The organism is Hydrogenophaga aromaticivorans (genome assembly GCF_013387465.1).
Lineage (GTDB): Bacteria > Pseudomonadota > Gammaproteobacteria > Burkholderiales > Burkholderiaceae_C > Hydrogenophaga > Hydrogenophaga aromaticivorans.
This window is the reverse complement of record NZ_VYGV01000001.1, coordinates 242,501-266,408: the sequence shown is the minus strand read 5'-3', so window position 1 is coordinate 266,408 and position 23,908 is coordinate 242,501. Positions and strand designations below refer to the sequence as shown.

Sequence of the window (23,908 nt, the reverse complement as noted above, 5' to 3'; positions counted from 1 at the left end):
GGTGTGGTGGGACCCAAGGTCGCGCGTCGGATAACCCTGCTTTGAACGTGCCGCTTGACCTTCCCATGATGGGAACGTCCAGGCTGTGGTCCCCGACTCGACCAAGGAGCTTCAACATGGATCACGCGCACCCCGTTCCTCATCCCGCCGGCCATGGCGGGCAGCGCCCAGCCAGCCAGGGTGGCGACTCACTGAACCGCACGGCGCTGGTGGCCACACTGCACTGCCTTCTGGGCTGCGCCATCGGCGAAGTGGCGGGCCTGCTCATCGGAACCGCCTGGGGGTGGAGCAACAGCGCCACCATCGCCCTGGCGGTCGGTCTTGCATTTTTTGCCGGCTTTGCGCTCACCGCGCTCCCCTTCCTCCGCCGGGGATACCCGCTCAAGGCCGCACTCAAGATCGCGCTCGCCGCCGACGCGGCCTCCATCACCCTCATGGAGATCGTTGACAACGCCCTCATGTTGGCCATTCCCGGCGCCATGGACGCTTCCATCGACTCCCTGTTCTTCTGGGTCAGCATGGCGGTTTCACTCGCCGTCGCAGGCCTGGCCGCGTACCCGGTCAACCGTTGGCTCATTGCCCGAGGTCGGGGCCACGCAGTGGCTCATGCTCACCATTGAGCGCTGCGCACAGACCGGCACCTGCGTTCCATCCAGAGTCCCTTCCGGCAGGGCCACCGCGCGCCAAGGCCCGGTCGCGCTTCGCTGCCCGGGTGCCAGCAGACCCCGCGCGGTCTCTTTCTTCGGTTGAACTGTGGGAATGCGGTGTAAGTCTTTGATTTGCTTTGGCTTTTGCCGCTGTCCAGAGTTTCTGTGGATAACTTTGTTGATAGTGTCTGGGCACAGGCCGGGAGGCCTTTTAAATCAAGGGCTTGCTTGAATTGCACGGAAAAAAAGCAGGCTCCAGAAGCCAATGAAATCAACGGTCTTCGCGGATGTGCACCCGATGCGCCACCCTGGGAGGGTGGTTTTTCCTCCTGGCGTTCGCTGCGGGTCCGTGGCACAGAATTTGTGCATAAGTGAGCGCTGCCAAATGCCCTTTTTGCAGGGTTTTCTCTGGCGGACGACCCCTTGCCACGTTGGGTCGCAGATTGACGCCCTCCACCCGCGTTGGCAACATGTTCGCGTTTTCTGCCGAGAGCGGTTCAGCGGCGCTCCCGCCCAAGGGCAGCCTCCCGAAGGTCAGCCGGGTCGAGGCCTGAGCACCGCGGGCATCGTGCCAGCGCCTGCTTTCGGGACCCCGATGGAAACCAGCGCTGTGGGGCGTGTCGCTCTCCGGCGGAATGAATTCGATGCCATGCCAAAGCCGGTCACCTCACCACGCGTCACAACGGACGCCGCGTACCCATGAGACGGGTGCTCCGGTGGGGGGCTTTTGGGGTGTTGGCGACAGCCCTGTTGATGGCCGCGGGCGTGGCCTGGTACGCGTTCTCCGCACCCCCGGTCGAGAACCTGCCTCTCGGGGCCGAGCTGATCGCCGCCTCTTCGCGGGACGGTCGGGCGCTGCTGTTGGCGTCTCCGAGCAAGACCGACCATGGACAACTCGAACCCTTCCTGCTACCCCAGAAGCGCCGTGCCTTTTGCGGCCCTGCCACAGGTGCGGCGGTCATCAACGCTGCGCTCGGTCCCCAACCCCGGGTCAATCAATCGACGCTCTTCAGCCCCGCGGTCCGTGCGATCAAGAGCGAACTGGCGGTGTCGTTTGCCGGGCTCACCCTCGAGGAACTCGCCCGGGTCCTGCGCGCACACGGCCTGCAGGTCCGCATCGTCCACGCCGAAAACACCGACCTTGCTTCGTTTCGAACGGCCGCACAAGCGACCCTCTCCGAACCGCACACCTTCCTGGTGGCCAACTACGACCGCCGGGGGCTTGGCCAGTCCGGTGCCGGACACATTTCGCCCATCGGCGCCTTCAGTCCGGCAACCGACCGCCTGCTGGTCCTCGATGTCGCGGCTCACAAGTACCCTTACGCTTGGGTTCCGGTGTCCAGACTCTGGGACGCGATGAACACGGTTGACGCCGATTCCGGGAGAACCAGGGGTTACCTTCTGGTCACCACCGCGGCGCCCCATGAATGAAGAACACCACTTGCTTCCCCGGTTCGGCGGACGAACGGGGTGAGGCAACCCACTCGACACAGGCAGACATGAGCGTGAAACTCGACGACTTGGTGCTGGCGTACGAAGGGGTCTCCGCCGGCGCAGGTGGCGACAACGAAGCCTGCGTCTGCCCCGCGTCCAGGGCGATCCATTGCTTTGAGGCCGGTGTTCCCGTGGATCCCGACAGTCCGGTCCTGGCTGCGCTGGAGGAAAGCTGCGGGCCGGGTATGCGTTCGAGGAAGCGGCCGTGAACGAGGCGCTGCTGGCTTGGGCCGAGACCCAAGGCATCTCCGTTGAAGCGGATGGTGGCCCAGCGGCATGAAGAAAGCGCTGCCGCCGAGGCTGCGCCCGGGGCTCAGCTCTTGTACTTGATGCTGCAGCCGTAGGCCTGGCTGGTGGTGGTGCTCAGGGGTTTGCCCGCCAGCAGTTCGCCCAGGCCCTGGCGCACGTGGTTGGTGGCTTTTTGAATGTCGGCCACGCGCGCGGTCGGGATGCTGTCGATGGCGCCGGCGTAGGCCAGCAGGCCCTGGGCGTTGACGATGTACATGTGGGGCGTGACGCGCGCGCCGTAGGCCATGCCGACCTGGCCGTCTTCGTCCATCAGCGTGGCGCTGGGGCTGGCGCCTTTGTCCTGCATCCAGCGCGCGAGCTGGGGCGGGCTGAGGTAGTCGGCGCTGGCGTCTTCGGTGGAGTTGATGGCCAGCCAGACCACACCCTGGCGGGTGAAGTCTTTCTGCAGCGTCTGCATGTTGCCCTGGTAATGCTTGCGCACGAAGGGGCAGCCAGGGTTGTTCCACTCCAGCACCACCGGTTTGCCCTTGAATTGCGAGAGCTTGACGGGTTTGCCCGCGGTGTCGCTCAGCGTGAAGTCGGGCGCGGGCTGGCCGACGCTGGCGGCGGCGTGGGCCAAGCGCAGGGCCAGCAGGTGGGGCAGAACCAGGGCACCGGTGCCCAGGGTGACGAGTTGGCGGCGTTGCAGCATGGTCTTGGCTCCGTGGGATGACAGAGAACCTATGACAAGCGCGGAGACGTTTTGGTTCAAGGCACCCGCGGAACCGGTCTCGCCAGGCCGCCAGGTGCGCCCCCTTGGGGAGGGTGACACCGCAGGCGGCGCGGGGGGGCGCCTACAGCCCAGCGATCACGGCGCGAACCTCGTCCACGCCCAGCACCTCGGACAGCACCTGCGGCGCCTGCCCGTTCTGGTGGATGGCATACACCGGCACGCCGTTGCGGCCCAGGCGGGCGAGTTCGGCGGTCACGGCCGGGTCGCGGCGGGTCCAGTCGGCGCGCAGCAGAGCCACGTTTTTGGCGGCGATTTCGCCCAGCACATCGGCGTTGGCGAGCGTGGTGCGCTTGTTGTACTGGCAGGTCACGCACCAGGCGGCGGTGAAGTCCACAAACACGGGGCGGCCTTCGGCCAGCAGCGCGGCCTGGCGCTCGGGGCTCCAGGCTTGCCAGCTCACGCCCTGCACGGCGGTGGCGACCTCGGCGCCGGGGCTCGCGTCCTGCAGGCGCGTGACGTTCGGCCCCACGCTCCAGCCCAGCCACAGCAGGCCGGCGAGCGAGAGGCTGGCCAGCACGGTGCGGCTCTTGCCGCGCAGGCCGAGCGCCCACACCAGCAGCGCCAACACCACCAGCAGCATGAGCAGCGCCGCGGCGCCGTCGATGCCGCTCTGCTGGCCCAGCACCCAGAGCAGCCAGACCACGGTGGCGAACATGGGGAAGGCCATGCCCCGGCGGAAGGTGTCCATCCAAGCGCCGGGACGCGGCAACGCGCGTGCCACGGCGGGCCACCAGCTGGCGACCAGATAGGGCAGCGCCATGCCCAGACCGAGCGCGCCGAACACGGCCAGCGCCTGCACCGTGGGCAGACCGATGGCCAGGCCGAGCGAAGCGCCCATGAACGGTGCGGTGCAGGGCGAGGCGATGGCCGTGGCGAGCACGCCGGTCAGGAAGGCATCGGCTGTGGGGTTTTTGGCCTGCAGGCTGGCCAGGCCGCTGGGCAGCACACTGCCGAATTCGAACAGGCCGGCGAGGTTGAGGCCGATCAGGGTGAACAGCACGGCCAGCGCGGCCACCACGCCCGGGCTTTGCAGCTGGAAGCCCCAGCCGAGCTGTTCGCCCGCGGCGCGCAGGCCCAGCAACAGGCCGCCGAGCGCCAGGAAGGAGAGCACCACACCGGCGGTGTAGGCCAGGCCGTTGGCGCGGTGGGCGCTGCGGTCGCCGGCGTGTTTGGCGAACGCCAGCACCTTGATCGCGAGCACCGGGAACACGCAGGGCATGAGGTTGAGGATCACACCGCCCAAAAGGGCGCCGATCAGCGCGGCCCAGAGCGTGATCGGGGCGCCCGTCGGGCCCGCCGGGGCCGTGGCGCGGGCGGCGTTGGCGTCGAGCGCGGCCTGCAGCGCGTCGGGCACGGCCACCGGCAGGGCCGCGGCGGCGGGCCAGTTGCCCTGCACCGGCACGGTCATCCGCGCACCGGTACGGCCCGCGCCTTCACCGGGCGGGTTGGCCTGGGCAACTACCAGCGCCAACTGGGCCGGGCTGTCGCTGCGCTGCGGCGAGAGCGGCACGCGCGCGGTCCAGCGAGCGCCGTCCCAGGCCTGGGTCCAGGCGGCACCGGGTTCGATCAGGCCGGTGGTTTCAGGGAAAAACTCCAGTTTTTGCCCCTGCCAGGCCGCGGGCAGGCCGGCGAGCGAGGCGTTCAGGAAACCGGGTTCGGGCGTCAGCGTGCTGTCGGCGGCGGGCTGGTCTTTCGGGCCGGCGGCCAGCGCGGCTTCGAACGCCAGGCCGTTCAGCGCGGTGGATCCTTGCACGGGGACGCGCAGCGTGAAGCGGCCTTCTTCGGGAATGCACTCCTTGCGGCAGGCGAGCCAGGCGGCGTAAAGCTGCACGTCCACGTGGCTGCCTTTGAAGTCGGGCGCGACGGTCAGCGGCACCGGCAGCAGCACGGTGCCGTCGTAGCCGTAGTTGGCCAGCGTGCCGAGTGGGAACTTGCGCGGCGTGGGCCAGGCGATGTCACCGGCCGTCACACCCTCGGGCAGGGTCCACTGCAGTTCGGTGGGCAGGCCGGAGTCGCCGGAATTCTTCCAGTAGGTGTGCCACTCGGGGGTGTGGGTGAGCTGCAGGCCGACCCAGAGCTTGGCGCCGGGCGCGGCGCCGTCGGGCGCGTGGGCCAGCAGCTCGGCCTGCACCATCTGGGGCGGGGTCTGGCTGGTGGCGCCACCGAGGATGCCCTGCGCCTGCACGGCGAGTGGCAGCAGCAGGCTCAGCGACAAGGCCGGGAGCAGTCGCCGGGCAGAGCGGGTGGCGCAGGAAAGCAGCTTCTGGAGCATCGGGAGCGGGGTGAGTGGGGGCGTCGCAGCGGTGTGCGGGCGGTGCCGGTGAAGTATGAGGGCGCCGCCGGCTCCAAGTTCCTGGGACCCGGTGTGTCCGGGCATCGGCTGAATATAAGTCAGGGCTGTTGGCTTGTCTCGGGGGTGCCGGGCGGCGTCATGCAGGCCGTCTATCGGAATCATGGAACGTTTGGGGTGGTCAAAGGGTTCACAGAAGCAGAAGCTTTATGTAAAAACCGAATCCTGGACGGATCTGCATGGAGGAACGTGCATGGGATCGATCGTCGAACGCGCGCTGCTGCCGTGGGCGCAGCGGATGAAGACCCAGGTGAACCTGCCGGTGCGCCTGAGTTGGGGCGCGGGTGGCGGTTCGTCGCTGGCGCTGGGCGACTTCGAGCAGCCGATGGTGGAAATCCGCGTGCGCGATGCGTCGGCGCTGCCGCTGCTGATCGACCCGGGGCTGGACACGCTGGGCCAGGCCTATGTGGAGGGCCTGGTGGACGTGGACGGCTCGGTGTCCGACATCCTCGCCGTGGCGCACCGGCTGGCCGAGACAGCCCAGCCCGAAGCGGGTGTGCTGGGGCGCATTCGCCGCCACTTCGCCCACACGCGCGCGAGCGACAGCGAGGCGATCCAGTACCACTACGACGTGTCCAACGCGTTCTACGCCCAGTGGCTCGGTGAGGGCATGGTGTATTCGTGCGCCTATTTCGAAAATGGCGACGAGACGCTGGACGAAGCGCAGCTGAAAAAGATCGACCACATCCTGCGCAAGATCCGCCTGCAGCCGGGCCAGCGCCTGCTCGACATCGGCTGCGGCTGGGGCGCACTGGTGCTGCGCGCGGCGCAGCGGTTTGGTGCACAGTGTGTGGGCGTGACGCTGTCGCAGAACCAGTTTGACCTGGCGCGCGAGCGCGTGAAAGCCGCCGGGCTGCAGGACCGCGTCGACATCCGCCTGCAGGACTACCGCGACGTGCAAGACGCGCCGTTCGACCGCATCACCAGCGTGGGCATGTTCGAGCACGTGGGGCTGGAGCACCTGGTGGGCTACTTCGGCCACATCCGGCGCCTGCTCAAGCCCGATGGCTGGGTGATGAACCACGGCATCACCAGCACCGACGCCTTCGACGGCGAGACGAGCCTGGGCGGGGGGCATTTCATCGACCGCTATGTGTTCCCGCGCGGTGAGCTGCCGCACATCAGCACCGTGTTGCGCACCCTGCAGGAAGGGGGGCTCGAAGCTTTCGATGTGGAGAACCTGCGCCGCCACTACCAGCGCACCACCCAGCTCTGGAGCGCCGCTTTTGAAGCCCACAGCGCGGGCATCCGGCCGCTGGTGGACGAGAAGCGCTGGCGCATCTGGCGCATCTACCTTGCGGGTTGCGCCTGGGCGTTTGAAAACGACGAGGTGGCGCTGTACCAGGTGCTGTGCCGGCCGTCCGGGCAGGCGGCGACGGGGCTGCCGTGGTCGCGGAACTGGATGTATGGCTAGCTAGCCCAGCGCTACGGCTGACACGCACTGTGTGAGGTGGCCCATCCCGGGGACACCGAGGAACCGGCTTGGCCGGGCCGCAGGTGTCGCTCCCCTTCAGGGGGGTGGCGCCGAAGGCGACGCGGGGGGTGCTTCCTGAAATCCCAATATCACGCGGCGCGTGGTGGCGCTCTTCTTCTCGATCTTGGTGACCACGATGCGGCCGATCTCGGCGGTGTTGGCCACGTGCGTGCCGCCGCAGGGCTGCAGATCGACCAGCGTCGTCTCGCCGATGCGCACGGTGCGCACCGTGCCGCTGCCGCGCGGCGGCGAGACGCTCATGCTTTTCACCAGCGAGGGGTTGGCGTCCAGCTCGGCGTCGGTGATGGCGCCGATGGTCACCGGGTGGGCCGCGGCCACGAGGGCGGCGATGCCGGCGTTGAGCGCATCCTTGTCCAGCGGATCGGTGAGGGCCAGATCAAGCCGCGCGTAGTCGGGCGTGATCGAGCAGCCGTTGACAGGCACCGGCACCAGGTGGCACAGCAGGTGGGTGGTGGTGTGAAAGCGCATCAGCCGGTGGCGCCGCGCCCAGTCGATGCGCGCGGTCAGGGCCGTGCCCAGCTGCAGGGTGGCGAGCAGCGCGTCCTGGCCCGGGGCGGGCACATGCACGATGTCGGCCGTGGGCCGGCCTTCGGCGTCCTTGCCCTTGCGGGTGTCGGCGATGGTGATCACGGTGCCGTCGGCCAGCCGCAGTTCGCCCGCGTCGCCCGCCTGTCCGCCGCCGAGCGGGTAGAACACGCTGCGGTCGAGCACGATGCCGTGCTCGTGGATGCCGGTGACGGTGGCGCTGCACTCGGTGAGGTAGGCGTCCTGGCGGAAGAGGTCCTGGGTCATGGCGGCATCTTACGGGGCCGTGCGGGGCCGCCACAAGCCGTAAACTGCCAGCCATGAAAGCGCCCACCCGCCACTGGTCCGACCTCAGCACCGCCGACTTCGCCGCGCTCGACCGCGCGCGCGCCATCGCGGTGCTGCCGGTGGCCGCCACCGAGCAGCACGGGCCGCACCTGCCGCTGTCGGTGGACACCGATCTGGTCAACGGCGTGATCGCCGCCGCGCTGTCGCACATTCCGCACGACCTGCCGGCGCTGTTTTTGCCGACGCAGGCGGTGGGCTTCAGCCCGGAGCACACCCGCTTCGCCGGCACGCTCACGCTCAAGGCCGACACCGTGTTGCGCCTGTGGACCGAGATCGGCGAATGCGTGGCCGCCAGCGGCGTGAAGAAGCTGGTGCTGCTCAACGCCCATGGCGGGCAGGTGGGCCTGATGGACCTGGTGGCGCGCGACCTGCGCGCGCGGCTGGGCATGCTGGTCTACAGCGTGAACTGGTTCAACCTGCCGCTGACCGATGCGCAGGGGCAGGACGTGAACGCGCGCTTCAGCGCCGAAGAGCACCGCTTCGGCATCCACGCCGGCGAGATCGAAACGGCCATGATGCTGGCGCTGCGCCCTGAGCGGGTGCACATGGATCAGGCGGAGTATTTCCGCTCCACCTCGCAGGACCGCGCGATGCACTTTCCCATCCTCGGCAACGGCCGGAGCGCCAAGCTCGGCTGGATGATGCAGGACTACAACGCCAACGGCGCGGTGGGCAATGCGGGCGCCGCCACCGCCGCGAACGGCCACGCCGTGCTCGACGCCGCGGGCCGCGCGCTGGCGCAGCTGCTGGGTGAGATCGACCGCCTGCCGCCCGACACGCTCACCGAACGCACCGCGTTCGACTGATCAGGCGTACGTGATCCATTCTTGGTAGTCCGGGCCGTCGAGGTGCGGCAGCGTGTTGTAGGTCAGCAGGGTGTGGCGCCGGGCACTGAACTGGAACTCGGTCACCGCGCTGTTGCGGATGCGCATGTTGAGCTCGATGGTGGCGTCCGGGCTCAGGCCCAGCACATGGCCCACCGCGGTGGCGATCGGCCCGCCGCTGGAGACCAGCAGCACGTTCTGGCCGTGGTGGTGCGAGCGCACATGGTCCAGGGCGCTGGTGATGCCGTGCACAAAATCGGTGTACTCCGGCATGCCCTGCGGGCTCACGGTGCCCGCCATCCACTGGGCCAGGCCGTCGCGCAGCAGTCGGAAATGGGCGCGGTAGGCCTCCGGGCTGTCGGGCTTTTGCAGCGGGTGCGGGTGGATGCTGCGGATCACCGCCTCGCTGTCGTATTCGTTCAGGCCCGGCCAGACCAGGGGCTGGGCGTCCAGGCCCGCTCCGCTGGCGATGCCGGCCCAGGTCTGGGCGTGGCGCTTGAGGGTGCCGGTGAGCACGGCGTCGAAGCGCAGGCCGCGCTCGGCCCAGTAGCGGCCCAGGCGTTCGCTCTGGCGCTGGCCGAGCGCGCTGAGCTGGTCGTAGTAGTCGGCGCCAAACGAGGCCTGGCCATGGCGCACTAGGTAGAGGGTTCCCATGGGCCGGATTCTGTGGGCGCAGGGCCGTGTGGCTTTGTCCCGACAGCGACTGCCCGTTGCGCTGCTGTCGCAGGCGTGTCTGTGGCAGTCACCGGATGTGTGACCCGCAGGGACAACGCCGGATTGGCGGTGCATTTCCGGCGATGGCGGGTGCTCCCCCTGTGCTTCAATCGACCGGTTGGGGTCTCTCTTTTAGAACATCACATGCCATTTGATCTGCAGACGATTCTGGTGCTGCGGCTGTGCGTTGAGCTGGTCGTGGCCGGCGCCTTCGTGGTCCAGGCGCGTCGTCATCCCACGGTGGGTGGCCCGGGCTGGTGGGCTGCGGCCGTCGTGTTTTCCACGCTGGGCTCGCTCGGTTTCGGGCTGCGCATCCACAGCCTGAACCTGCTCACGGTCAGTGTCGCCAATACTTTGTTGTGCGGTGCGGCGTTGTTCGCCTGGCTGGGATTGCGGAGCTATCTCGGTTTGCACCGTTCGCTGCGCTGGACGGTGGCGGGCATGCTGGTCATTCTGTTGGGCCAGGTGCTGTTTTATGTGGTGTGGGACTCGGCGCCCGCGCGGCAGGCGCTGTTTGCCCTGACCGGTGTGGTGGTGCGCATCGGCACGCTGCGCGACATACAGACGCACGACCCGCAGCGCCGCCAGCCCGTGCTGCAATTCCTGCGCTGGTTGACCTGGGTCGAGTTGGTGTTGCTCGGGTTCGTGGGGGTGGCGGTCTGGTTCGTCCCCGATACCTCCCCGGCGCGCTTCGGTGCCCTGGTACCCTCGCTGCTGGTGTTCTTCATGGTCGACCTGCTGCTGCGCATGGTGGTCAGCTTCGCGCTGGTGACGGCGCGGCTGCAGCAGGAGAGTGACCGGGCCCGCCAACTGGTGCTGACACGCGAGACGGAGTCGCGCGCGCTGGTGGACAACCTGAGCGCTGGCGTGATGGTGTTCCGGCCCGACCAGACGCTGGCGACCATCAACACCGCGGCGCGCCGCCTGCTGGGCTGGAGCACCAGCGGCGCCAACAGCGCCATGCCCGAACCGCAGGCACCGGACTGGCGCTTGCTGCGCGAAGACGGTCGGCCCCTGCCGCGCCACGAGATACCGTTCGAGCGCGTGCTGGCGACCGGGCAGCCGCTGAGCAACATCGTGATCGGCGTGCAGACCGGGGCGGGCGACGCGGTGAGCTGGGTGCTTTGCAATGCCTACCCCGAGAACGACGCCCTCGGCGGCCTGCGCCACGTGGTGTTCACCTTCGTTGACATCACCTCGCTCAAACTCGCCCAGCAACAGCAGCAGGCGCTGGAACACCAGCTGGCGCAGTCGCACAAGATGGAAGCGCTCGGCACGCTGGCGGGCGGCGTGGCGCACGACTTCAACAACATCCTGGCCGCCATCCTGGGCAACGCCGACCTCGCGCGCCAGGACCTGCCGCCCGGGGCACCGGCCCGCGAGAGCCTGCACGAGATCAGCACCGCGGCGCGGCGCGGTCGCGAGCTGGTGCGCCAGGTCCAGGCCTTCAGCCGCCAGCAACCCATGGAACGCCGACCGGTGCAGGTGGCCGAGGTGGTGGCCGAATCCGGCCGTTTGCTGCGGGCGGCCACAGCATCGCCTTTTGAGCTGGTGCAGACCTGTGCGGACGGCGTGTTGCCCATCCTCGCCGACGCCACGCAACTGAGCCAGGTGCTGCTCAACCTGGGCACCAACGCCGCGCACGCGCTGGAAGGTCGGGCCGGGCGCATCGAATACCGGATCGACGCCTTGGCGTCCGAGGATCCGCGCCTGCCCGCTGCGATGGTGCAGGCGTGTGCCGGCAACGGGGCGGTCCGGGTGCAGGTGCAGGACAACGGCTGCGGCATGGACGAGGCCACGCGCGTGCGCATGTTCGAACCGTTTTTCACCACCCGCGTGGTGGGTGCCGGTACCGGCCTGGGGCTGCCGGTGGTGCTGGGCATCGTGCAGGCCCACGGGGGTGCCATCGAGGTGGACAGCGAGCCCGGCGTGGGCACCACCTTCACACTGTATTTCCCCGCAGTTCGGGCGCTGCCCGCGGCTGTAGCCGATACCGGACTTGCCTCGGATGCGGGCACAATGGTGGCCAACACAAGTGGTAACACCGAGTTGCCCGGCCCCTCTTCAGTGGAGAACCCCGTCATGGCTCCTGATGCGATCACCGAACCGCGCCATATCCTCTACCTCGACGACGATGACACCCTGGTGTTTCTGGTGCGCCGCCTGCTGGAGCGTCGTGGCTACAAGGTCACCGCCGTGACCGATCAGAGTGTGGCCATCGAGGCCGTCCGCAGCCAGCCCACCGGGTTTGATCTGCTGATGACCGACTACAACATGCCCGGCATGTCGGGTCTGGAAGTCGCCAGGGCCGTGCTGGCGATCAACCCGGATCTGCCGGTGGCCGTGGCCTCGGGGTACATCACCGACGAACTGCAGGCCGAAGCGCTGGCCTGCGGGGTGCGCGAAGTGGTGTTCAAGACGGACGCGGTGGATGCGTTTTGCGAGGTGGTGGCAAGATTGGTGTCCCCCCCGCGCCCCGCCTAAGGGCGGGTCACCCCCCCAGGGGGGCGATGCTGGCGGCCCGGCAAAGCCGGTTCCGCGGCATCCTGGGTACGAACCCTCGCGCCGGAGGGTCCTCGTTTTCAGTTGGTGTTGGCCAACACCTTGGCGAACACTTCACTGTCGACGTTGCCGCCGCACAGCGTGGTGCCGACGATCTTTCCTTTCAGGCTTTCCCGCTCCTGCCACGCGGCCGCAAAACTCGCGGCGCCCGCGCCTTCGGCCACGTTGTGCGTGTCGGCAAACAGCGTGCGCATGGCCTGGGCGACTTCGTCGTCACTGACCTTCACCACGCGCTCCAGGTGCGGCATCAACACGGCGAGTGCGGCGGCGTCGGCGACGCGGCAGGCCATGCCGTCGGCGAGTTCGGTGCTCACGGGGGCTTCGACCACCCGGCCCGCGGTGATCGAGTCCGCGTAGGTGGTGGCGTGGGCGCTGACCACGCCGACGATGCGGGCCTGGTGCCCGAGAGCGAGCTTGGCCGCGATGGCCGAACAGGCGCCCGAACCCTGGCCGATGGGCACGTAGACCACATCGAGCTGCGGCACGGCCCGGAAGAATTCCCACCAGTAGGTGCTCACCCCGCGCAGCAGGTCCTTGTGGTAACTCGGCACCATGTGCGCGCCGCGCTCGGCGGCCAAGCGCATCGCGTGTTCGCGCGCTGCTTGGAAGTCGTCGCCGTGTTCGATCAGGTTCACGCCGAGCGCACGCATGGCGGCGTTTTTCTCCAGCGAGTTGCCCTGCGGCACCACGATGCTGCAGGCCACGCCGTTTGCGCGCGCCGCCCAGCCGATGCTCTGGCCGTGGTTGCCGCGCGTGGCGCTGATCACCTCGCGCGGCAGCTCGCCGCGCTGCTGGAGCTGATCGAAATAGGTCAGGCCACCGCGGATCTTGAACGCACCCACCGGCGTGTGGTTCTCGTGCTTGACCCAGCAGTCCGCGCCCAGGCGCTGCGACAGCGTGCCCCAGCGGTATTGCGGCGTGGCCTGGAAGGATTGGTAGACCACCTGGGCGGCGGCTTCGATGTCTTGCAGGTGGGGCAGCTGGAGGGGCATGAAAAGTTCCGTGTTCAGATGGCCGAGCTCAGCGTGCGCGGGCCCAGGGGTGTGTCGAACAAGGCGGTGAGTGCGGCAGGTCCTGGCGCCACCGCCCTGGGGTCCAGGCCGATCGCGTCCAGCGCCTGTTGCAGCCCAGTCGCATCGGGGTGGCTGAGCGTGAGGCTCTCCAGCGCGAGCCCGCTCGCGGGCATGGTGTCGGCCGGATGCACGTCACCCCACTGGATCAGTGTGGGCAGTGCGCCGTCGAACAGGCGCTGACCGTCATCGCGCACGCTGATGCGCCATTGCAGCAGGCCCGACGGTGTGGGGCGCGACGCGGCGATGGCCGGGCCGCGCTGGATGCCAAGGACCCGCAGTTCCGCGGCAGCCACGTCGATATCGGGCACGCTGGCCACCCAGTGCACCAGCTGCGGCCCGCGCTGCGCCAGCCGCGCCCGCAAGGATGGATCGTCCAGATCGAACCAGCGCTTCAGCGGGGCGGGGCGCGTGGGCGTGGCCTGCGGGTTCACCGCGATGATTTCCAGGTAGGCGCGCGGGGCGTGTTCGCAGTGCAGCCGCAACAGCCGGTTGTGGGTGCCGAACAGGGCATGTTCGCCGCCCGGTCCGGGCACCACACCCAGCGTGGCCGCGCACCAGGCCACACCTTCGTCCAGCGTGCGCGCGGCCACCACGAGGTGGTCGATCTGCGCGCTGTGCGGGGTGGTCACAGTGTCACGTGGCCGTGAATGCAGGTGACGGACTGGCCGCCGACCCAGATCGTGCCGCTGGCGTCCCGCTCAATGAACACGCGGCCCTCGCGCGCCAGCGCCGTGCCTTGCGCGGCCACGTAGCGCTCGGGCGCCAGGCCCGCGCCGATCAGCCATTGCGCGAGCGCGGCGTTCAGGCTGCCCGTCACCGGGTCTTCGCACAGGCCGTTGTTGCCGGGGAAAAAGGCGCGCACTTCGAACAGTGTGTCGTGTTCCTCGCGGGCACCGACCACGCCGACCTTGCCGCGCGGGCCCACGACGCCAATGTCCAGCCCGGCCAGCACCGCGCCGTCCGGCCTGAGCGCCAGCACCTGCTCGGCGCTGCGCAACATCACGCCGCGCCAGTTGGGTCCGTTGTCGCACCAGGCGTGCGCCGTGATTTCGCTGCGAGCCACACCGAGGCCGCGTGCGATCAGCGCCACGTCGTCTTCGGGCAGCGGACCGCTCTTGATCAGGGGTGGCGCCGCAAACGCCAGCCGTTGACCATCGCGGCGCAGCCGCACCAGGCCCACACCACATTCCTGCACCACGTGTTCACCGCGCGGCACACCGCCGGCTTCGAGCCAAGCGTGGCAACTGCCCAGCGTGGGGTGGCCGGCGAAGGGCAGCTCGCGGCCGGGGCAGAAGATGCGCACGCGGTAGTCGGCACCGGCGGCAGCGCCCTCGGGTGTGGGCGGCAGCAGGAAGGTGCACTCCGACAGGTTGGTCCAGTTGGTGAAGTGCTGCATCTCGTCGGCCGACAGGCCGCTGCCGTCGAGCACCACGGCCAGTGGGTTGCCGCGGTAGGGCGTGGCGGTGAAGACATCGACCTGTTTGAAAGGGCGTTGCTGCATGGTGGGCTTCCGGTGTCAGGACAGGGGGAGATTGAGCACGCCGCGGCTCGCGGGCAAACTGAGCCACTGCGCGTACCAGCGTTCCAGGTTTGGCCAGGCCGGGCGCGGCTGCGGCAGGCCCCACCAGCGGTGCACCTCGCAGGCGATGGGGATGTCGGCCATGGTCAGCGCGTCGCCGGCCATGAAAGCTTGTTTTGACAGATGCTCATCGAGCTGCGCGAACAGCGGCTCGGTCGCGGCCACCGACGCGGCAATGACCTGCGGGCAACGCTGTTCGGCCGGCGTGCGGATCCACTGCTTGAAGGCGGGGCTGCCGGCCGGGTTCAGCTCGGTCTGCTGCCAGTCCATCCAGCGTTCGGCGTTGAAGCGTTGTTGCAGGTCTTGAGGGTACAGCGGTGAACCCGCGCGTGCACACAGGTAACGCACGATCACGTTCGATTCCCAGAGGATGAAGTCGCCGTCTTCCAGCAGCGGCACCAGGCCGTTGGGGTTCCTGGTCCGGTAGTCCGGCGTGTTCACGATGCCGAAACTCAGGCCCGCGTCGATGCGTTCCACCTCCAGCCCGAGCACCTGCGCGCACAGCACCACCTTGCGCACATTGATCGAGCTGATGCGGCCCCAGAGGCGCAGCATGGTGGTCAGCCCTTCACCGCTTCGCGGATGGCCTGCGCCAGCGCCGCGATGCCGATGTGGATCTGCTCGACGCTCGCCGTCACGAAGGACAGGCGCAGCGTGCGCGGGTCCGCATGGTCCGCGTAGAACGCGGCACCGGGCACGAAGGCCACGCCCTTGTCCACCGCCTTCGGCAGCAGCTCCACGGCGTTCATGCCCTCGGGCAGGCGCACCCAGAGGAACATGCCGCCGTCGGGCGTGTTCCACACCACGTCCAGACCGGCCATGTCTTTCTGCAGCGCTTCCAGCATCGCATGGCACTGGCTCTTGTAGAGCGCGCGGATGGTGGGCACATGGCGGTCGATGAAGCCGTCCTTCAGCACCTCGGACACCATGCGCTGGTTGAAGCTGGGGCTGTGCAGGTCGGCCGCCTGCTTGGCCTGCAAGAGCTTGGGCATGATGGCCTTGGGCGCGATCACATAACCCAGGCGCAGGCCGGGCGCGAGCACCTTGGAGAACGAGCCCAGGTAGATGCAGCCTTCGGGGTTGCGCGCGGTCAGCGGCTTCGGAGGCGGCTGGTCGAACCACAGGTCGCCATACGGGTTGTCTTCCACCAGCGGCAGGCCGATGGCGGCGGCGCGTTCCACCAGCGCCTGGCGGCGTGCTTCGCTCATGCTGCGGCCGGTGGGGTTCTGGAAGTTGGGCAGCACGTAGAGGAAACGTGCGCCCTTGGCCTTCGAGGCCAGGTCGTCCACGTCCACGCCTTCCGCATCGCTGTCCACGCTCACGATGTTCGGTTCCATCGGCGTGAAGGCCTGCAGCGCGCCCAGGTAGGTGGGCGTTTCCACCAGCACGGTGCTGCCTTCGTCGATCAGCACCTTGGCCACCAGGTCCAGGCCCTGCTGGCTGCCGGTGGTGATCAGCACCTGATCGGCCGAGACGTCCCAGGGCATGCTGGCCGCGACCCATTCGCACAGCGGGCGGTAGCCCTCGCTGGCGGCATACTGCAGCGCGGCGCGGCCGTCGGTGCGCAGCACCGTTTCGCAGGCGGCGGCGAAGGCCTCGACCGGGAAGGTCTTGGGCGAGGGCAGGCCGCCCGCGAAGCTGATGATGCCGGGCTTCTCGGTCACTTTCAGGATCTCGCGGATCACCGACGGGTTCATCTTGTGGGCGCGTTTCGCGAGGGTCCAGGTGCTGCTCATGAAGTCTCCTTGTTGGATTTCGGATATGCGATGGGCGGGGCGGCCATGCGGCGCCCCATGAAAACGGTGGCGACGACGGCGACGGCAAAGCCCAGCGTCATCGCATCCAGCGATTCTCCCAGCAGCGGCACGGCGGCCAGGATGCTGACGAAGGGTTGCAGCAACTGCAGCTGGCTCACGCGCAGCGCGCCGCCCAGCGCCAGCCCGCGGAACCAGGCAAAGAAGCCGGCCCACATGGAGAACACGCCGACGTAGAGCAGCGCCCACCAGGCCGAGGTGTTGATGGGTTGATCGGGCCAGGTCAGCAGCGCGCCGGGCACGGTGAGCGGCAGCGCCATCACGCAGACCCAGCTGATCACGCGCTCGGCGCCCAGCACCGGCGTGACCTTGGCGCCCGCCACATAGCCGAGCGCGGCCGCGATGACGGCACCCACCAGCAGGAGGTCGGCCCAGGCCAGACCGAAGCCGTGGCCGAGCTGGTGCGCGCGCAGCACGCTGTACGCCGCCACCAGCAGGCTGCCGAGCCCGGCGAACAGCCAGAAGCCCAGGCGCGCGCGCTGGTGCAGCAGCCAGGCCGCGGCTGCGGCGGTGGCCAGCGGGAGCAGGGCGGTGATCACGGCGGCGTGGCTGGCGGTGACGTGGCGCAGCGCCCAGCCCAGCAGCAGCGGGTAGCCGATGGCGTTGCCCAGCAGCGAGAGCGCGAGCGGCTGGCGGTGCTCGGGCGCCGGCAGCGGTGAACGCGTCGCCAGCAGGTAGATGGCCGACAGGCCACCGGCCAGCGCGGCGCGCGCCCAGGTGACGAACCAGGGCGAGAGCTGGGGCGCGTCGGCCGTGCCGGTGGCCAGCCGCGTCATGGGCAGGGTGAGCGCGAACACCACCACGCCAATCAGGCCGAGCCACAGGCCCAGCGTCTGTTCGCGGTGGCTGGGCAACAGTGCGGGCAGCGCGGTGCTGTGGCTCATGGCGTGGACACCGTGGCAGCGATGGGGGCGCCCAGGCTGCTCGCCAGCATCCACGCGGCGGTGAGCACCAGCGCGCTGGCCATGACGCGGTTGAACACCAGCAGGCGCGCGCCTGTGGGCACGCCGTCCACCACCGGCCCGACCAGCCAGTGCCGCAGCAGCGATCCGACCGACGCATAGAGCAGGTTGCTGAAAAACGCATAGGCCAGCATCAGCGGCAGCACCTGCACGAAGCGCTCCAGCGCGTCCGGCCGCCCGGCGATCCAGCCCGCCACGATGGACAGCGCCAGCATCCAGGCTTTGATGTTGAGGAACTGCAGCATCACACCCTGCAGGAAGGTGACTTGCAGCCGCTCGGCCTTGACCTGGCTGAGCGAGCGGCTGCCCCAGAGCTTCCATGCCATCCACAGCAGGTAGGCGCAGCCACCGATGAGGATGGCCCAGCGCAAGGCCGGCTGCGCCACGATCAGCGTGCCCAGACCACCGGCGCACAGCGCCAGCAGCACACCCCAGCCCACCGGCACCGCGCAGACAAAGCGCAGCGAATGGCGCAGGCCGAAGTTGGCCGCGAGCGCAGTGGACAGCGTGGTGTTGGGCCCCGGGGTAAAGCTGGTGGCCGTGGCCAGCACCAGCAGGGCGCTGAACTCGGTGGCGTTCATGGGCGGCCCTTCGCGTGTGCACGCCGGTCCAGTGCCTTGAACGGACGGTTGTGAGTGAAAAGGGCTTGCGGGCGCATGGCAGACACTTTATCCTTTCACACCAATACACAAGCCATACAGTTTGGGCATTCAGTTCAACAACTGTGTGGTTCTTTCTGCCCACACACTGCCATGTTCAACACCCCCGACGCCAGTCCCGGCGATGCGTTGGCCAGCGCGCCCGCCCTCAGCCGCACGGCGGCGCAGACGCTGGCCGTGCAGCTGGCCGAGCGCTTTGCCGCCCGCATCCGCGACCGCCTGCTCGCACCCGGCGCGCGACTGCCCAGCGTGCGCCAGTGCGCCGCCCAGCAGGGTCTGAGCCCGTCCACGGTGGTGGCGGCGTACGACCTGTTGCTGGCGCAGGGCCTGGTGCAGGCGCAGCGTTACCGCGGCTTTTTCGTGCGTGAACGCACGCCGCTGCGGGGCACGGGTGCCGGGCGTGCGGCTCCGGCACCGGGCGCCGAGTCGTCCGACCGCATGGCCGCTCCGGTGAACGCAGCGGCGCTGATCCGCGGCATGTTCCATCCGGCGGGCTCGCGGCCGCAGCCCGGCATGGGCGCCTTTCCGCCGGACTGGATGGTCTCCACTTTCATGCAGGCGGCGGTGCGCCGCGTCACCACGGGGCCGGCGCTGGCCGACAACTCGCTGCGTTACGGCGAACCGCTGGGCGATGGGCAGTTGCGCCGCGTGCTGGCCGACCGCCTGCAGGTGCTAGGCCTGCCCGCCGGGCCGCAGCAGATCATCACCACGGTGGGCGCCACGCACGCGCTCGACATCGTGAGCCGCACCCTGCTCAAGCCGGGCGATTGTGTGATGGTGGAAGAGCCGGGCTGGGCGGTCGAGTTCGCGCGACTGGCCGCCATGGGCATGCGCATCCTGCCGGTGCCGCGCGGACCGGCGGGGCCCGATCTGGCGGTGATGGCGCGCTACTGCGAAGAACACGCACCCAAGCTGTTCGTGAGCGTGAGCGTGCTGCACAACCCGACCGGCTACAGCCTCTCGCCGGCGAGCGCGCACCGTGTGCTGCAACTCGCGCAGCAGCACGGCTTTTATGTGGTGGAGGACGACACCTACGGCCACATCGCACCCGAGCACGCCACCCGCATGAGCGTGCTCGACGGTCTGCAGCGCACCATCTACGTCAGCGGTTTTGCCAAGATCCTGGCGCCCAACTGGCGCGTGGGCTACCTGGTGGCGCCGCCCGACTGGGTGGAGCGCCTGCTCGACACCAAGCTGCTCACCACGCTCACCACGCCCAGCCTGCTGGAGCGGGCGCTGGCGCATTGCATCGAGCAGGGCCAGCTGCGTCGCCACGCCGAACGCATCCGCAGCCGGCTCGACGAGGCGCGCGGCCGCAGCGTGAAGCTCGCGCAGGCGGCGGGCTGCCATTTCGTTTCGGAGCCCGCGGGCCTGTTTGGCTGGGTGGACACGGGTGTGGACACCGAGGCGCTGGCGCAGCGCATGCTCGACGAGGGCTACCTGATCGCGCCCGGCTCGCTGTTCCATGCCGCGCGTGCGCCCAGCACGCTGATGCGCATCAACTTCGCGACCACGCAGGACGCGGCGTTCTGGAAAGTTTTCAAGCGACTGGCGGCGCGCTGAGCAGCGCGGCCAACGCGCCATCGATCTGCTTTGCCTCGGCCTGCATCAGCGGCAAGGCGCGGCCGAAGAGTGGCCAGTCGCGTGAACGCGCGGCCAGTTCCAGTCCCTTGGCCAGGCGGGCGCCGCGCTCGGCTGTCATGCTGCCCAGCGAACCCTTGAGCCCGTGCGCATGGGCCACGGCCATGTCGATGTCTTGCGCCAGAAGCGCCTGTTGCAGCGCCAGCAAGCGCTGGCGCAGATCGGTTCGCATGGCCTGGGCGAGCTGGCGCAGGGTGGTTTCGTCGCCATCCAGCCGCCGGCGCAGCTTGTCGATGTCCAGCGGTCCCGCCACAGCGGGCTGGTGCGCAGGGGGAGGCTCCGGCGTTGCGGCGCGCGGGACGACGCGGCGGGCGCTGCGCATCAGGGCTTCGTCCATGGCGCGGATCAGCGTTTGTGGACTGACGGGCTTGGACGAGTAGCCGTCCATCCCGGCCAGCAGGCAGGCTTCGCGGTCGCCGTTCATGGCGTTGGCCGTGACCGCCACGATCGGTGTGTGCGGACGGCCCAGCTGGATCTCTCGCTCACGGATGCGCCGCGTCGCCTCCAGGCCGTTGCTGCCGGGCATCTGAACGTCCATCAGCACGAGGTCCACGCCACCCAGTTCCCACTGCGCGACCGCCTGCTCGCCGTCGCGAGCGAGCCGCACGCTGCAGCCCAGACGCTGCAACAGTTGTTTCATCAGCAGTTCGTTGACCGGGTGGTCTTCGGCCACCAGCACGCACAGACCGGCAAAGCGTTGTCCGGCCTGCGCCACCTCGTTGAGCTCCATGGGGGCGCTCAGCGGGCCGGTGTCGGCCACCGCGGTTTCGCCCAGCGGCAGTGTGACGGTGAAGGTGCTGCCCTGGCCGAGTTCGCTCACCAGGTCGATGCGGCCGCCCATGAGCTGGACCAGGCGCGAACAGATCGCCAGACCCAGGCCACTGCCGCCGAACTTGCGCGCGGTGGAAGCATCGGCCTGGGTGAAAGCATCAAAGATGGTGGACTGGTGCTTTTTCGCGATGCCCACACCACTGTCCTGCACCTGCAGGCGCAACTGGTGCGCGCCGCCAGCGCTGCCGGTCAGCAAGTCTGCGGTCAGGCGGATGCGCCCGCCGCGGGGAGTGAACTTCAGCGCGTTGGAGAGCAGGTTGTTCAGCACCTGCCGCAGGCGCCCCGGATCGCCTTGCATGTGGTCGGGCAACCGGGCCGACAACTGGAGTTCCCAGCTCAGCGGTTTGGCGCGCGCCTGCTCGGCATAGAGCGCACTGACTTCCGCCAGCGTTTCGCGCAGCGGAAACTGCACGTTCTCCATGCTGAGCTTGCCGGCCTCGATGCGCGAGAGGTCCAGCACGTCGTTGAGCAGGTCGAGCAGGGCGTGGGCCGAGCTGTCCATCAGGTCCAGCCAGCTTTTCTGCTCGGTGTTGAGCGGCGAATCCATCAGCAGGCGGGTCAGCCCCATGAGGGCATTGAGCGGTGTGCGTACCTCATGACTGATGTTGGCCAGGAACTCGCTTTTGGCCTGGCTCGCCTGCTCCGCCTGGGCGCGGGCTTGTGCACCTTCGGCTTCCACGCGCTTGCGTTCGCTGATGTCGGCGTGCGATCCCATCAGCCGCAGCGGGCGGCCCTTGGCGTCGTGCTCGGCGACCATGCCATGGCTTTCGATCCACAGCCATCCGTCGGCGGTGCGCACGCGGTACTGAACCACCGTGCGCTGCTGCCGGCCCTGCAGCAGTTCGCCTGCGGTCGCTTGTGCACGGGCGCGGTCGTCGGGGTGTACCCGATCCATCAGGGCTGATGTGTCCCAGTAGCCATCGACAGCGATGTCGCCCAGCATTTCGCCCCAGCGCGCCGTCAGGAAAACCTGTTGTGACGGCAACTGCCAGTCCCACAGCGCCAGGCCGGCGGCTTCAACCGCGAGTTGCAATCGGTCGCTGGTTTCGTCCAGCGCCTCTTCGGCCAGCAGGCGGCTGTTGGATTCGCGGTGCACCGAGCTGCGCAACCGGTCCAGTTCGTGGTTCTGCCGGTCCAGCTCGGCCATGAGCTGGCGGGTGCGTTCCCGTTCCTTCTGCAGGTCTTGCAGCGCTCGCTGGAAATCGTGTGCGAGGCGTTGGGGTGTCGTGGGCATGAGCGGGTGGTGTGCGGGGTGCAGCCCGTCCGGTTTGGGCGTTTAACTGCCTCCGAGCAGCTCCCAGCGCTCCAAGGCCTGCATCCATTCAGACTCTATTTCGGCGTGTCGGGCGCCCAGTTGAGTGGCGCGGGCCGGATCGGTGGCAAAGAGTTGACCACCCGCCAGCACGCGGTCGATGTCGGCCTGCTCGGCCTCCAGTGCGGCGATTTTCCCTTGCAGGGCTTCGAACTCGCGCTGTTCCTTGTAACTGAGCTTGCGTTTCGGGGACGCGGAGTTGGCGGCCGCAACAGGTGCGACCGACGGGGCAACCGGCGCTGCTGGCGTTGCGGCAGGCGCTCGCTCGCGTTGCAGCGCTTCGGCACGCGCCGACTGCGTGAGCCAGTCCTGCACATCACCCACGTATTCACGCCAGCGGCCTTCGCCCTCTGAGACCAGCGTGCTGGTGACCACGTTGTCGAGGAAGCGCCGGTCGTGGCTGACGAGGAACACGGTGCCCTCGTATTGCTGCAACAGGTCTTCCAGCAGCTCCAGCGTGTCGATGTCCAGATCGTTGGTGGGCTCGTCCAGCACCAGCACGTTGGCCGGGCGGGCAAACAGGCGCGCCAGCAGCAGGCGGTTGCGCTCGCCGCCCGAGAGCGTGCGCACGGGGGCGTTGGCACGCGCGGGCGAAAACAGGAAGTCGCTCAGGTAGCTCTTGACGTGGGTGCGCTTGTTGCCGATCTCGATCCACTCGCTACCTGGGCTGATGAAATCTTCCAGCGTGGCGTCCAGGTCGATCTGGTCGCGCATCTGGTCAAAGTACGCCACGGTTTGTTTGCTGCCCTGGCGGATCGTGCCGCTGTCGGGGGCCAGCTCACCCAGGATGATCTTCAACAGTGTCGTTTTACCCGCGCCGTTGGGCCCGATCAGACCAATCTTGTCACCCCGCAGGATGGTGCCGGTGAAATCGCGGACCACCATGCGTTGCCCGCCATCGGCGGTGGGGAAGGACTTGCAGACCTTCTCCAGCTCCGCCACGATCTTGCCGCTGGCCGTGCCACTGGCCACTTCCAACTTCACGCTGCCCAGGGCATTGCGGCGCTGCTCGCGCTGGGCGCGCAGGCCTTCCAGCCGGGTGATGCGCCCCTGCGCCCGGGTGCGCCGGGCTTCCACGCCCTTTCGGATCCACACCTCTTCCTGGGCGAGCAACTTGTCGGCGCGGGCGTTGATCACGGACTCCTGGGCCAGTTGCTCTTCTTTCAGGAGCTGGTACTGGGCGAAGTTGCCCGGGTAGCTCAGCAGACGCCCACGGTCCAGTTCCACCATGCGGGTTGCGACGCGGTCCAGGAACGCCCGGTCGTGGCTGATGGTGACCACGCTCCTTTTGTATTCCAGCAGAAGATCTTCAAGCCACGTGATACTGTCCAGATCCAGGTGGTTGGTGGGCTCGTCCAGCAGCAGCACGTCGGGTCGGCTCACCAGGGCCTGTGCCAGGGCCACACGTTTCTTGTTGCCGCCTGACAAGGTGCCCACGGTCACGTCGGGCTCCAGATGCAGGCGGTGAAGCGTCTCCTCCACCCGTTGTTCCCAGTTCCAGGCGTCCAGCGCCTCGATGCGGTTCTGCAGGGCGTCCAGATCGAGGCCGTCTTCACCGCTCAAATAAAGGTCGCGCGCGGCACGAGCATCGGCCAGACCCACACTGGCCGCCTCGAACACCGTGCTCTTCAAGTCCAGCACCGGCTCTTGCGGCACATAAGCGACGCGCAAACCGGTCTGGGTCTGCAGGGTGCCGTCGTCGGGCTTTTCCAATGCCGCCAGTATCTTCAGTAGAGAGGACTTGCCCGTGCCATTGCGCCCGATGAGGCCAACCCGTTCCTGGGCCTCAAGAGAAAAGTCGGTGTGATCAAGCAGCGCCACGTGGCCAAAAGCCAGCTGAGCGTCTTGCAGGGTGATGAGTGCCATGGAGGAGCCAGAGTCAAAGGAGACGCGATTATCCCTGTGCGCTCCAAGTGGTGCGTGCAAACCCGGGTCTTGAGCACGGAGTGATCACGTGCCCTATATGTATGGAGGTGCGCAGTTGACCCCAGGTCAAGGGCTGTGGCCACAGTCCTCCCCTCAGATATATAGACAGCAGCTGCCGCGCTCCTGCAGGG

The 23,908-nt window shown here is 68.4% G+C and carries 20 protein-coding genes; 7 read left to right on the top strand and 13 right to left on the bottom strand.

The genetic code is table 11. The features are described from left to right. Positions 1–116 precede the first annotated feature (116 nt). The 3 genes from F3K02_RS01260 to F3K02_RS01250 all read left to right on the top strand — a co-directional run bounded on the left by F3K02_RS01260 (position 117) and on the right by F3K02_RS01250 (position 2,350). The gene (locus F3K02_RS01260; RefSeq protein ID WP_177132445.1) at positions 117–620 is read left to right on the top strand and encodes a DUF4396 domain-containing protein; all 504 of its coding nucleotides are present in this window, start codon (positions 117–119) and stop codon (positions 618–620) included. A 762-nt stretch (positions 621–1,382) separates the two neighbouring features. After that, positions 1,383–2,078 carry a phytochelatin synthase family protein gene (locus tag F3K02_RS01255; RefSeq protein ID WP_218179316.1) on the top strand — a complete coding sequence of 232 codons (696 nt, stop codon included), beginning with the start codon at positions 1,383–1,385 and terminating at the stop codon, positions 2,076–2,078. Then, the gene (locus F3K02_RS01250; protein ID WP_210829822.1) at positions 2,075–2,350 is read left to right on the top strand and encodes a hypothetical protein; all 276 of its coding nucleotides are present in this window, start codon (positions 2,075–2,077) and stop codon (positions 2,348–2,350) included. Before F3K02_RS01255 ends, F3K02_RS01250 begins: the two co-directional genes overlap by 4 nt. A 104-nt stretch (positions 2,351–2,454) precedes the next feature. Here F3K02_RS01250 and F3K02_RS01245 read toward each other — a convergent pair whose 3' ends face one another. Beyond that, the gene (locus tag F3K02_RS01245; protein ID WP_177132439.1) at positions 2,455–3,081 is read right to left on the bottom strand and encodes a thioredoxin family protein; all 627 of its coding nucleotides are present in this window, start codon (positions 3,079–3,081) and stop codon (positions 2,455–2,457) included. Between the two features lie 142 nt (positions 3,082–3,223). Further along, positions 3,224–5,434: a protein-disulfide reductase DsbD family protein gene (locus tag F3K02_RS01240; RefSeq protein ID WP_177132437.1), complete on the bottom strand. Its 2,211-nt coding sequence runs from the start codon at positions 5,432–5,434 to the stop codon at positions 3,224–3,226. A 271-nt stretch (positions 5,435–5,705) separates the two neighbouring features. On the opposite strand from F3K02_RS01240, the gene F3K02_RS01235 reads away from it, so the two are divergent. Beyond that, positions 5,706–6,926, top strand: coding sequence for an SAM-dependent methyltransferase (locus F3K02_RS01235; RefSeq protein WP_177132435.1), 1,221 nt, complete (start codon positions 5,706–5,708; stop codon positions 6,924–6,926). Positions 6,927–7,022: 96 nt separating this feature from the next. Here the strand turns inward: F3K02_RS01235 and F3K02_RS01230 are convergent, their stop codons facing one another. Then, on the bottom strand, positions 7,023–7,799 hold the full coding sequence (locus F3K02_RS01230; protein ID WP_177132434.1) for an alanyl-tRNA editing protein: 777 nt from the start codon (positions 7,797–7,799) through the stop codon (positions 7,023–7,025). A 53-nt stretch (positions 7,800–7,852) separates the two neighbouring features. Here F3K02_RS01230 and F3K02_RS01225 point away from each other — a divergent pair, with 53 nt between their 5' ends. Continuing rightward, the gene (locus F3K02_RS01225) at positions 7,853–8,686 is read left to right on the top strand and encodes a creatininase family protein (RefSeq protein ID WP_177132431.1); all 834 of its coding nucleotides are present in this window, start codon (positions 7,853–7,855) and stop codon (positions 8,684–8,686) included. Here the strand turns inward: F3K02_RS01225 and F3K02_RS01220 are convergent, their stop codons facing one another. After that, on the bottom strand, positions 8,687–9,358 hold the full coding sequence (locus tag F3K02_RS01220; RefSeq protein ID WP_177132429.1) for a histidine phosphatase family protein: 672 nt from the start codon (positions 9,356–9,358) through the stop codon (positions 8,687–8,689). Between the two features lie 204 nt (positions 9,359–9,562). On the opposite strand from F3K02_RS01220, the gene F3K02_RS01215 reads away from it, so the two are divergent. Further along, positions 9,563–11,902, top strand: coding sequence for an ATP-binding protein (locus F3K02_RS01215; protein ID WP_177132427.1), 2,340 nt, complete (start codon positions 9,563–9,565; stop codon positions 11,900–11,902). 98 nt (positions 11,903–12,000) lie between these two features. Here F3K02_RS01215 and F3K02_RS01210 read toward each other — a convergent pair whose 3' ends face one another. From F3K02_RS01210 to F3K02_RS01180, 7 genes are read right to left on the bottom strand one after another with little or no spacing between them, the layout of a single operon-like run. Further along, positions 12,001–12,972, bottom strand: coding sequence for a threonine dehydratase (locus F3K02_RS01210; RefSeq protein ID WP_177132425.1), 972 nt, complete (start codon positions 12,970–12,972; stop codon positions 12,001–12,003). Positions 12,973–12,986: 14 nt separating this feature from the next. Then, positions 12,987–13,682 carry a VOC family protein gene (locus F3K02_RS01205; protein ID WP_177132423.1) on the bottom strand — a complete coding sequence of 232 codons (696 nt, stop codon included), beginning with the start codon at positions 13,680–13,682 and terminating at the stop codon, positions 12,987–12,989. Continuing rightward, entirely contained in the window at positions 13,679–14,554 is an 876-nt protein-coding gene (locus F3K02_RS01200) for a PhzF family phenazine biosynthesis protein (protein ID WP_177132421.1), read from the bottom strand. The genes F3K02_RS01205 and F3K02_RS01200 overlap by 4 nt, the downstream gene beginning before the upstream one ends. 15 nt (positions 14,555–14,569) lie before the next feature. Further along, positions 14,570–15,187, bottom strand: coding sequence for a glutathione S-transferase family protein (locus F3K02_RS01195; protein ID WP_177132419.1), 618 nt, complete (start codon positions 15,185–15,187; stop codon positions 14,570–14,572). Positions 15,188–15,192: 5 nt separating this feature from the next. Next, the gene (locus tag F3K02_RS01190; protein WP_177132417.1) at positions 15,193–16,368 is read right to left on the bottom strand and encodes an aminotransferase-like domain-containing protein; all 1,176 of its coding nucleotides are present in this window, start codon (positions 16,366–16,368) and stop codon (positions 15,193–15,195) included. After that, the gene (locus tag F3K02_RS01185; RefSeq protein ID WP_177132415.1) at positions 16,365–17,330 is read right to left on the bottom strand and encodes a DMT family transporter; all 966 of its coding nucleotides are present in this window, start codon (positions 17,328–17,330) and stop codon (positions 16,365–16,367) included. The genes F3K02_RS01190 and F3K02_RS01185 overlap by 4 nt, the downstream gene beginning before the upstream one ends. Beyond that, positions 17,327–17,989: a LysE family translocator gene (locus F3K02_RS01180; protein ID WP_177132413.1), complete on the bottom strand. Its 663-nt coding sequence runs from the start codon at positions 17,987–17,989 to the stop codon at positions 17,327–17,329. Before F3K02_RS01180 ends, F3K02_RS01185 begins: the two co-directional genes overlap by 4 nt. A gap of 171 nt (positions 17,990–18,160) precedes the next feature. Here F3K02_RS01180 and F3K02_RS01175 point away from each other — a divergent pair, with 171 nt between their 5' ends. Continuing rightward, positions 18,161–19,630 carry an aminotransferase-like domain-containing protein gene (locus tag F3K02_RS01175; RefSeq protein WP_177132411.1) on the top strand — a complete coding sequence of 490 codons (1,470 nt, stop codon included), beginning with the start codon at positions 18,161–18,163 and terminating at the stop codon, positions 19,628–19,630. Here F3K02_RS01175 and F3K02_RS01170 read toward each other — a convergent pair. Next, positions 19,608–21,773, bottom strand: coding sequence for a hybrid sensor histidine kinase/response regulator (locus tag F3K02_RS01170; RefSeq protein WP_177132409.1), 2,166 nt, complete (start codon positions 21,771–21,773; stop codon positions 19,608–19,610). The genes F3K02_RS01175 and F3K02_RS01170 overlap by 23 nt on opposite strands. 42 nt (positions 21,774–21,815) lie before the next feature. Continuing rightward, complete coding sequence (locus tag F3K02_RS01165) at positions 21,816–23,717, bottom strand: ATP-binding cassette domain-containing protein (RefSeq protein ID WP_177132407.1); 1,902 nt, start codon at positions 23,715–23,717, stop codon at positions 21,816–21,818. Positions 23,718–23,908 lie beyond the last annotated feature (191 nt).

Bases quoted from the DNA above. Each gene is read 5' to 3' on its own strand.
- F3K02_RS01260 (WP_177132445.1), top strand. From the start codon at position 117: ATGGATCACGCGCACCCCGTTCCTCATCCCGCCGGCCATGGCGGGCAG.
- F3K02_RS01250 (WP_210829822.1), top strand. From the start codon at position 2,075: ATGAAGAACACCACTTGCTTCCCCGGTTCGGCGGACGAACGGGGTGAG.
- F3K02_RS01245 (WP_177132439.1), bottom strand. From the start codon at position 3,081: ATGCTGCAACGCCGCCAACTCGTCACCCTGGGCACCGGTGCCCTGGTT.
- F3K02_RS01240 (WP_177132437.1), bottom strand. From the start codon at position 5,434: ATGCTCCAGAAGCTGCTTTCCTGCGCCACCCGCTCTGCCCGGCGACTG.
- F3K02_RS01235 (WP_177132435.1), top strand. From the start codon at position 5,706: ATGGGATCGATCGTCGAACGCGCGCTGCTGCCGTGGGCGCAGCGGATG.
- F3K02_RS01230 (WP_177132434.1), bottom strand. From the start codon at position 7,799: ATGACCCAGGACCTCTTCCGCCAGGACGCCTACCTCACCGAGTGCAGC.
- F3K02_RS01225 (WP_177132431.1), top strand. From the start codon at position 7,853: ATGAAAGCGCCCACCCGCCACTGGTCCGACCTCAGCACCGCCGACTTC.
- F3K02_RS01220 (WP_177132429.1), bottom strand. From the start codon at position 9,358: ATGGGAACCCTCTACCTAGTGCGCCATGGCCAGGCCTCGTTTGGCGCC.
- F3K02_RS01215 (WP_177132427.1), top strand. From the start codon at position 9,563: ATGCCATTTGATCTGCAGACGATTCTGGTGCTGCGGCTGTGCGTTGAG.
- F3K02_RS01210 (WP_177132425.1), bottom strand. From the start codon at position 12,972: ATGCCCCTCCAGCTGCCCCACCTGCAAGACATCGAAGCCGCCGCCCAG.
- F3K02_RS01200 (WP_177132421.1), bottom strand. From the start codon at position 14,554: ATGCAGCAACGCCCTTTCAAACAGGTCGATGTCTTCACCGCCACGCCC.
- F3K02_RS01195 (WP_177132419.1), bottom strand. From the start codon at position 15,187: ATGCTGCGCCTCTGGGGCCGCATCAGCTCGATCAATGTGCGCAAGGTG.
- F3K02_RS01190 (WP_177132417.1), bottom strand. From the start codon at position 16,368: ATGAGCAGCACCTGGACCCTCGCGAAACGCGCCCACAAGATGAACCCG.
- F3K02_RS01185 (WP_177132415.1), bottom strand. From the start codon at position 17,330: ATGAGCCACAGCACCGCGCTGCCCGCACTGTTGCCCAGCCACCGCGAA.
- F3K02_RS01180 (WP_177132413.1), bottom strand. From the start codon at position 17,989: ATGAACGCCACCGAGTTCAGCGCCCTGCTGGTGCTGGCCACGGCCACC.
- F3K02_RS01175 (WP_177132411.1), top strand. From the start codon at position 18,161: ATGTTCAACACCCCCGACGCCAGTCCCGGCGATGCGTTGGCCAGCGCG.
- F3K02_RS01170 (WP_177132409.1), bottom strand. From the start codon at position 21,773: ATGCCCACGACACCCCAACGCCTCGCACACGATTTCCAGCGAGCGCTG.
- F3K02_RS01165 (WP_177132407.1), bottom strand. From the start codon at position 23,717: ATGGCACTCATCACCCTGCAAGACGCTCAGCTGGCTTTTGGCCACGTG.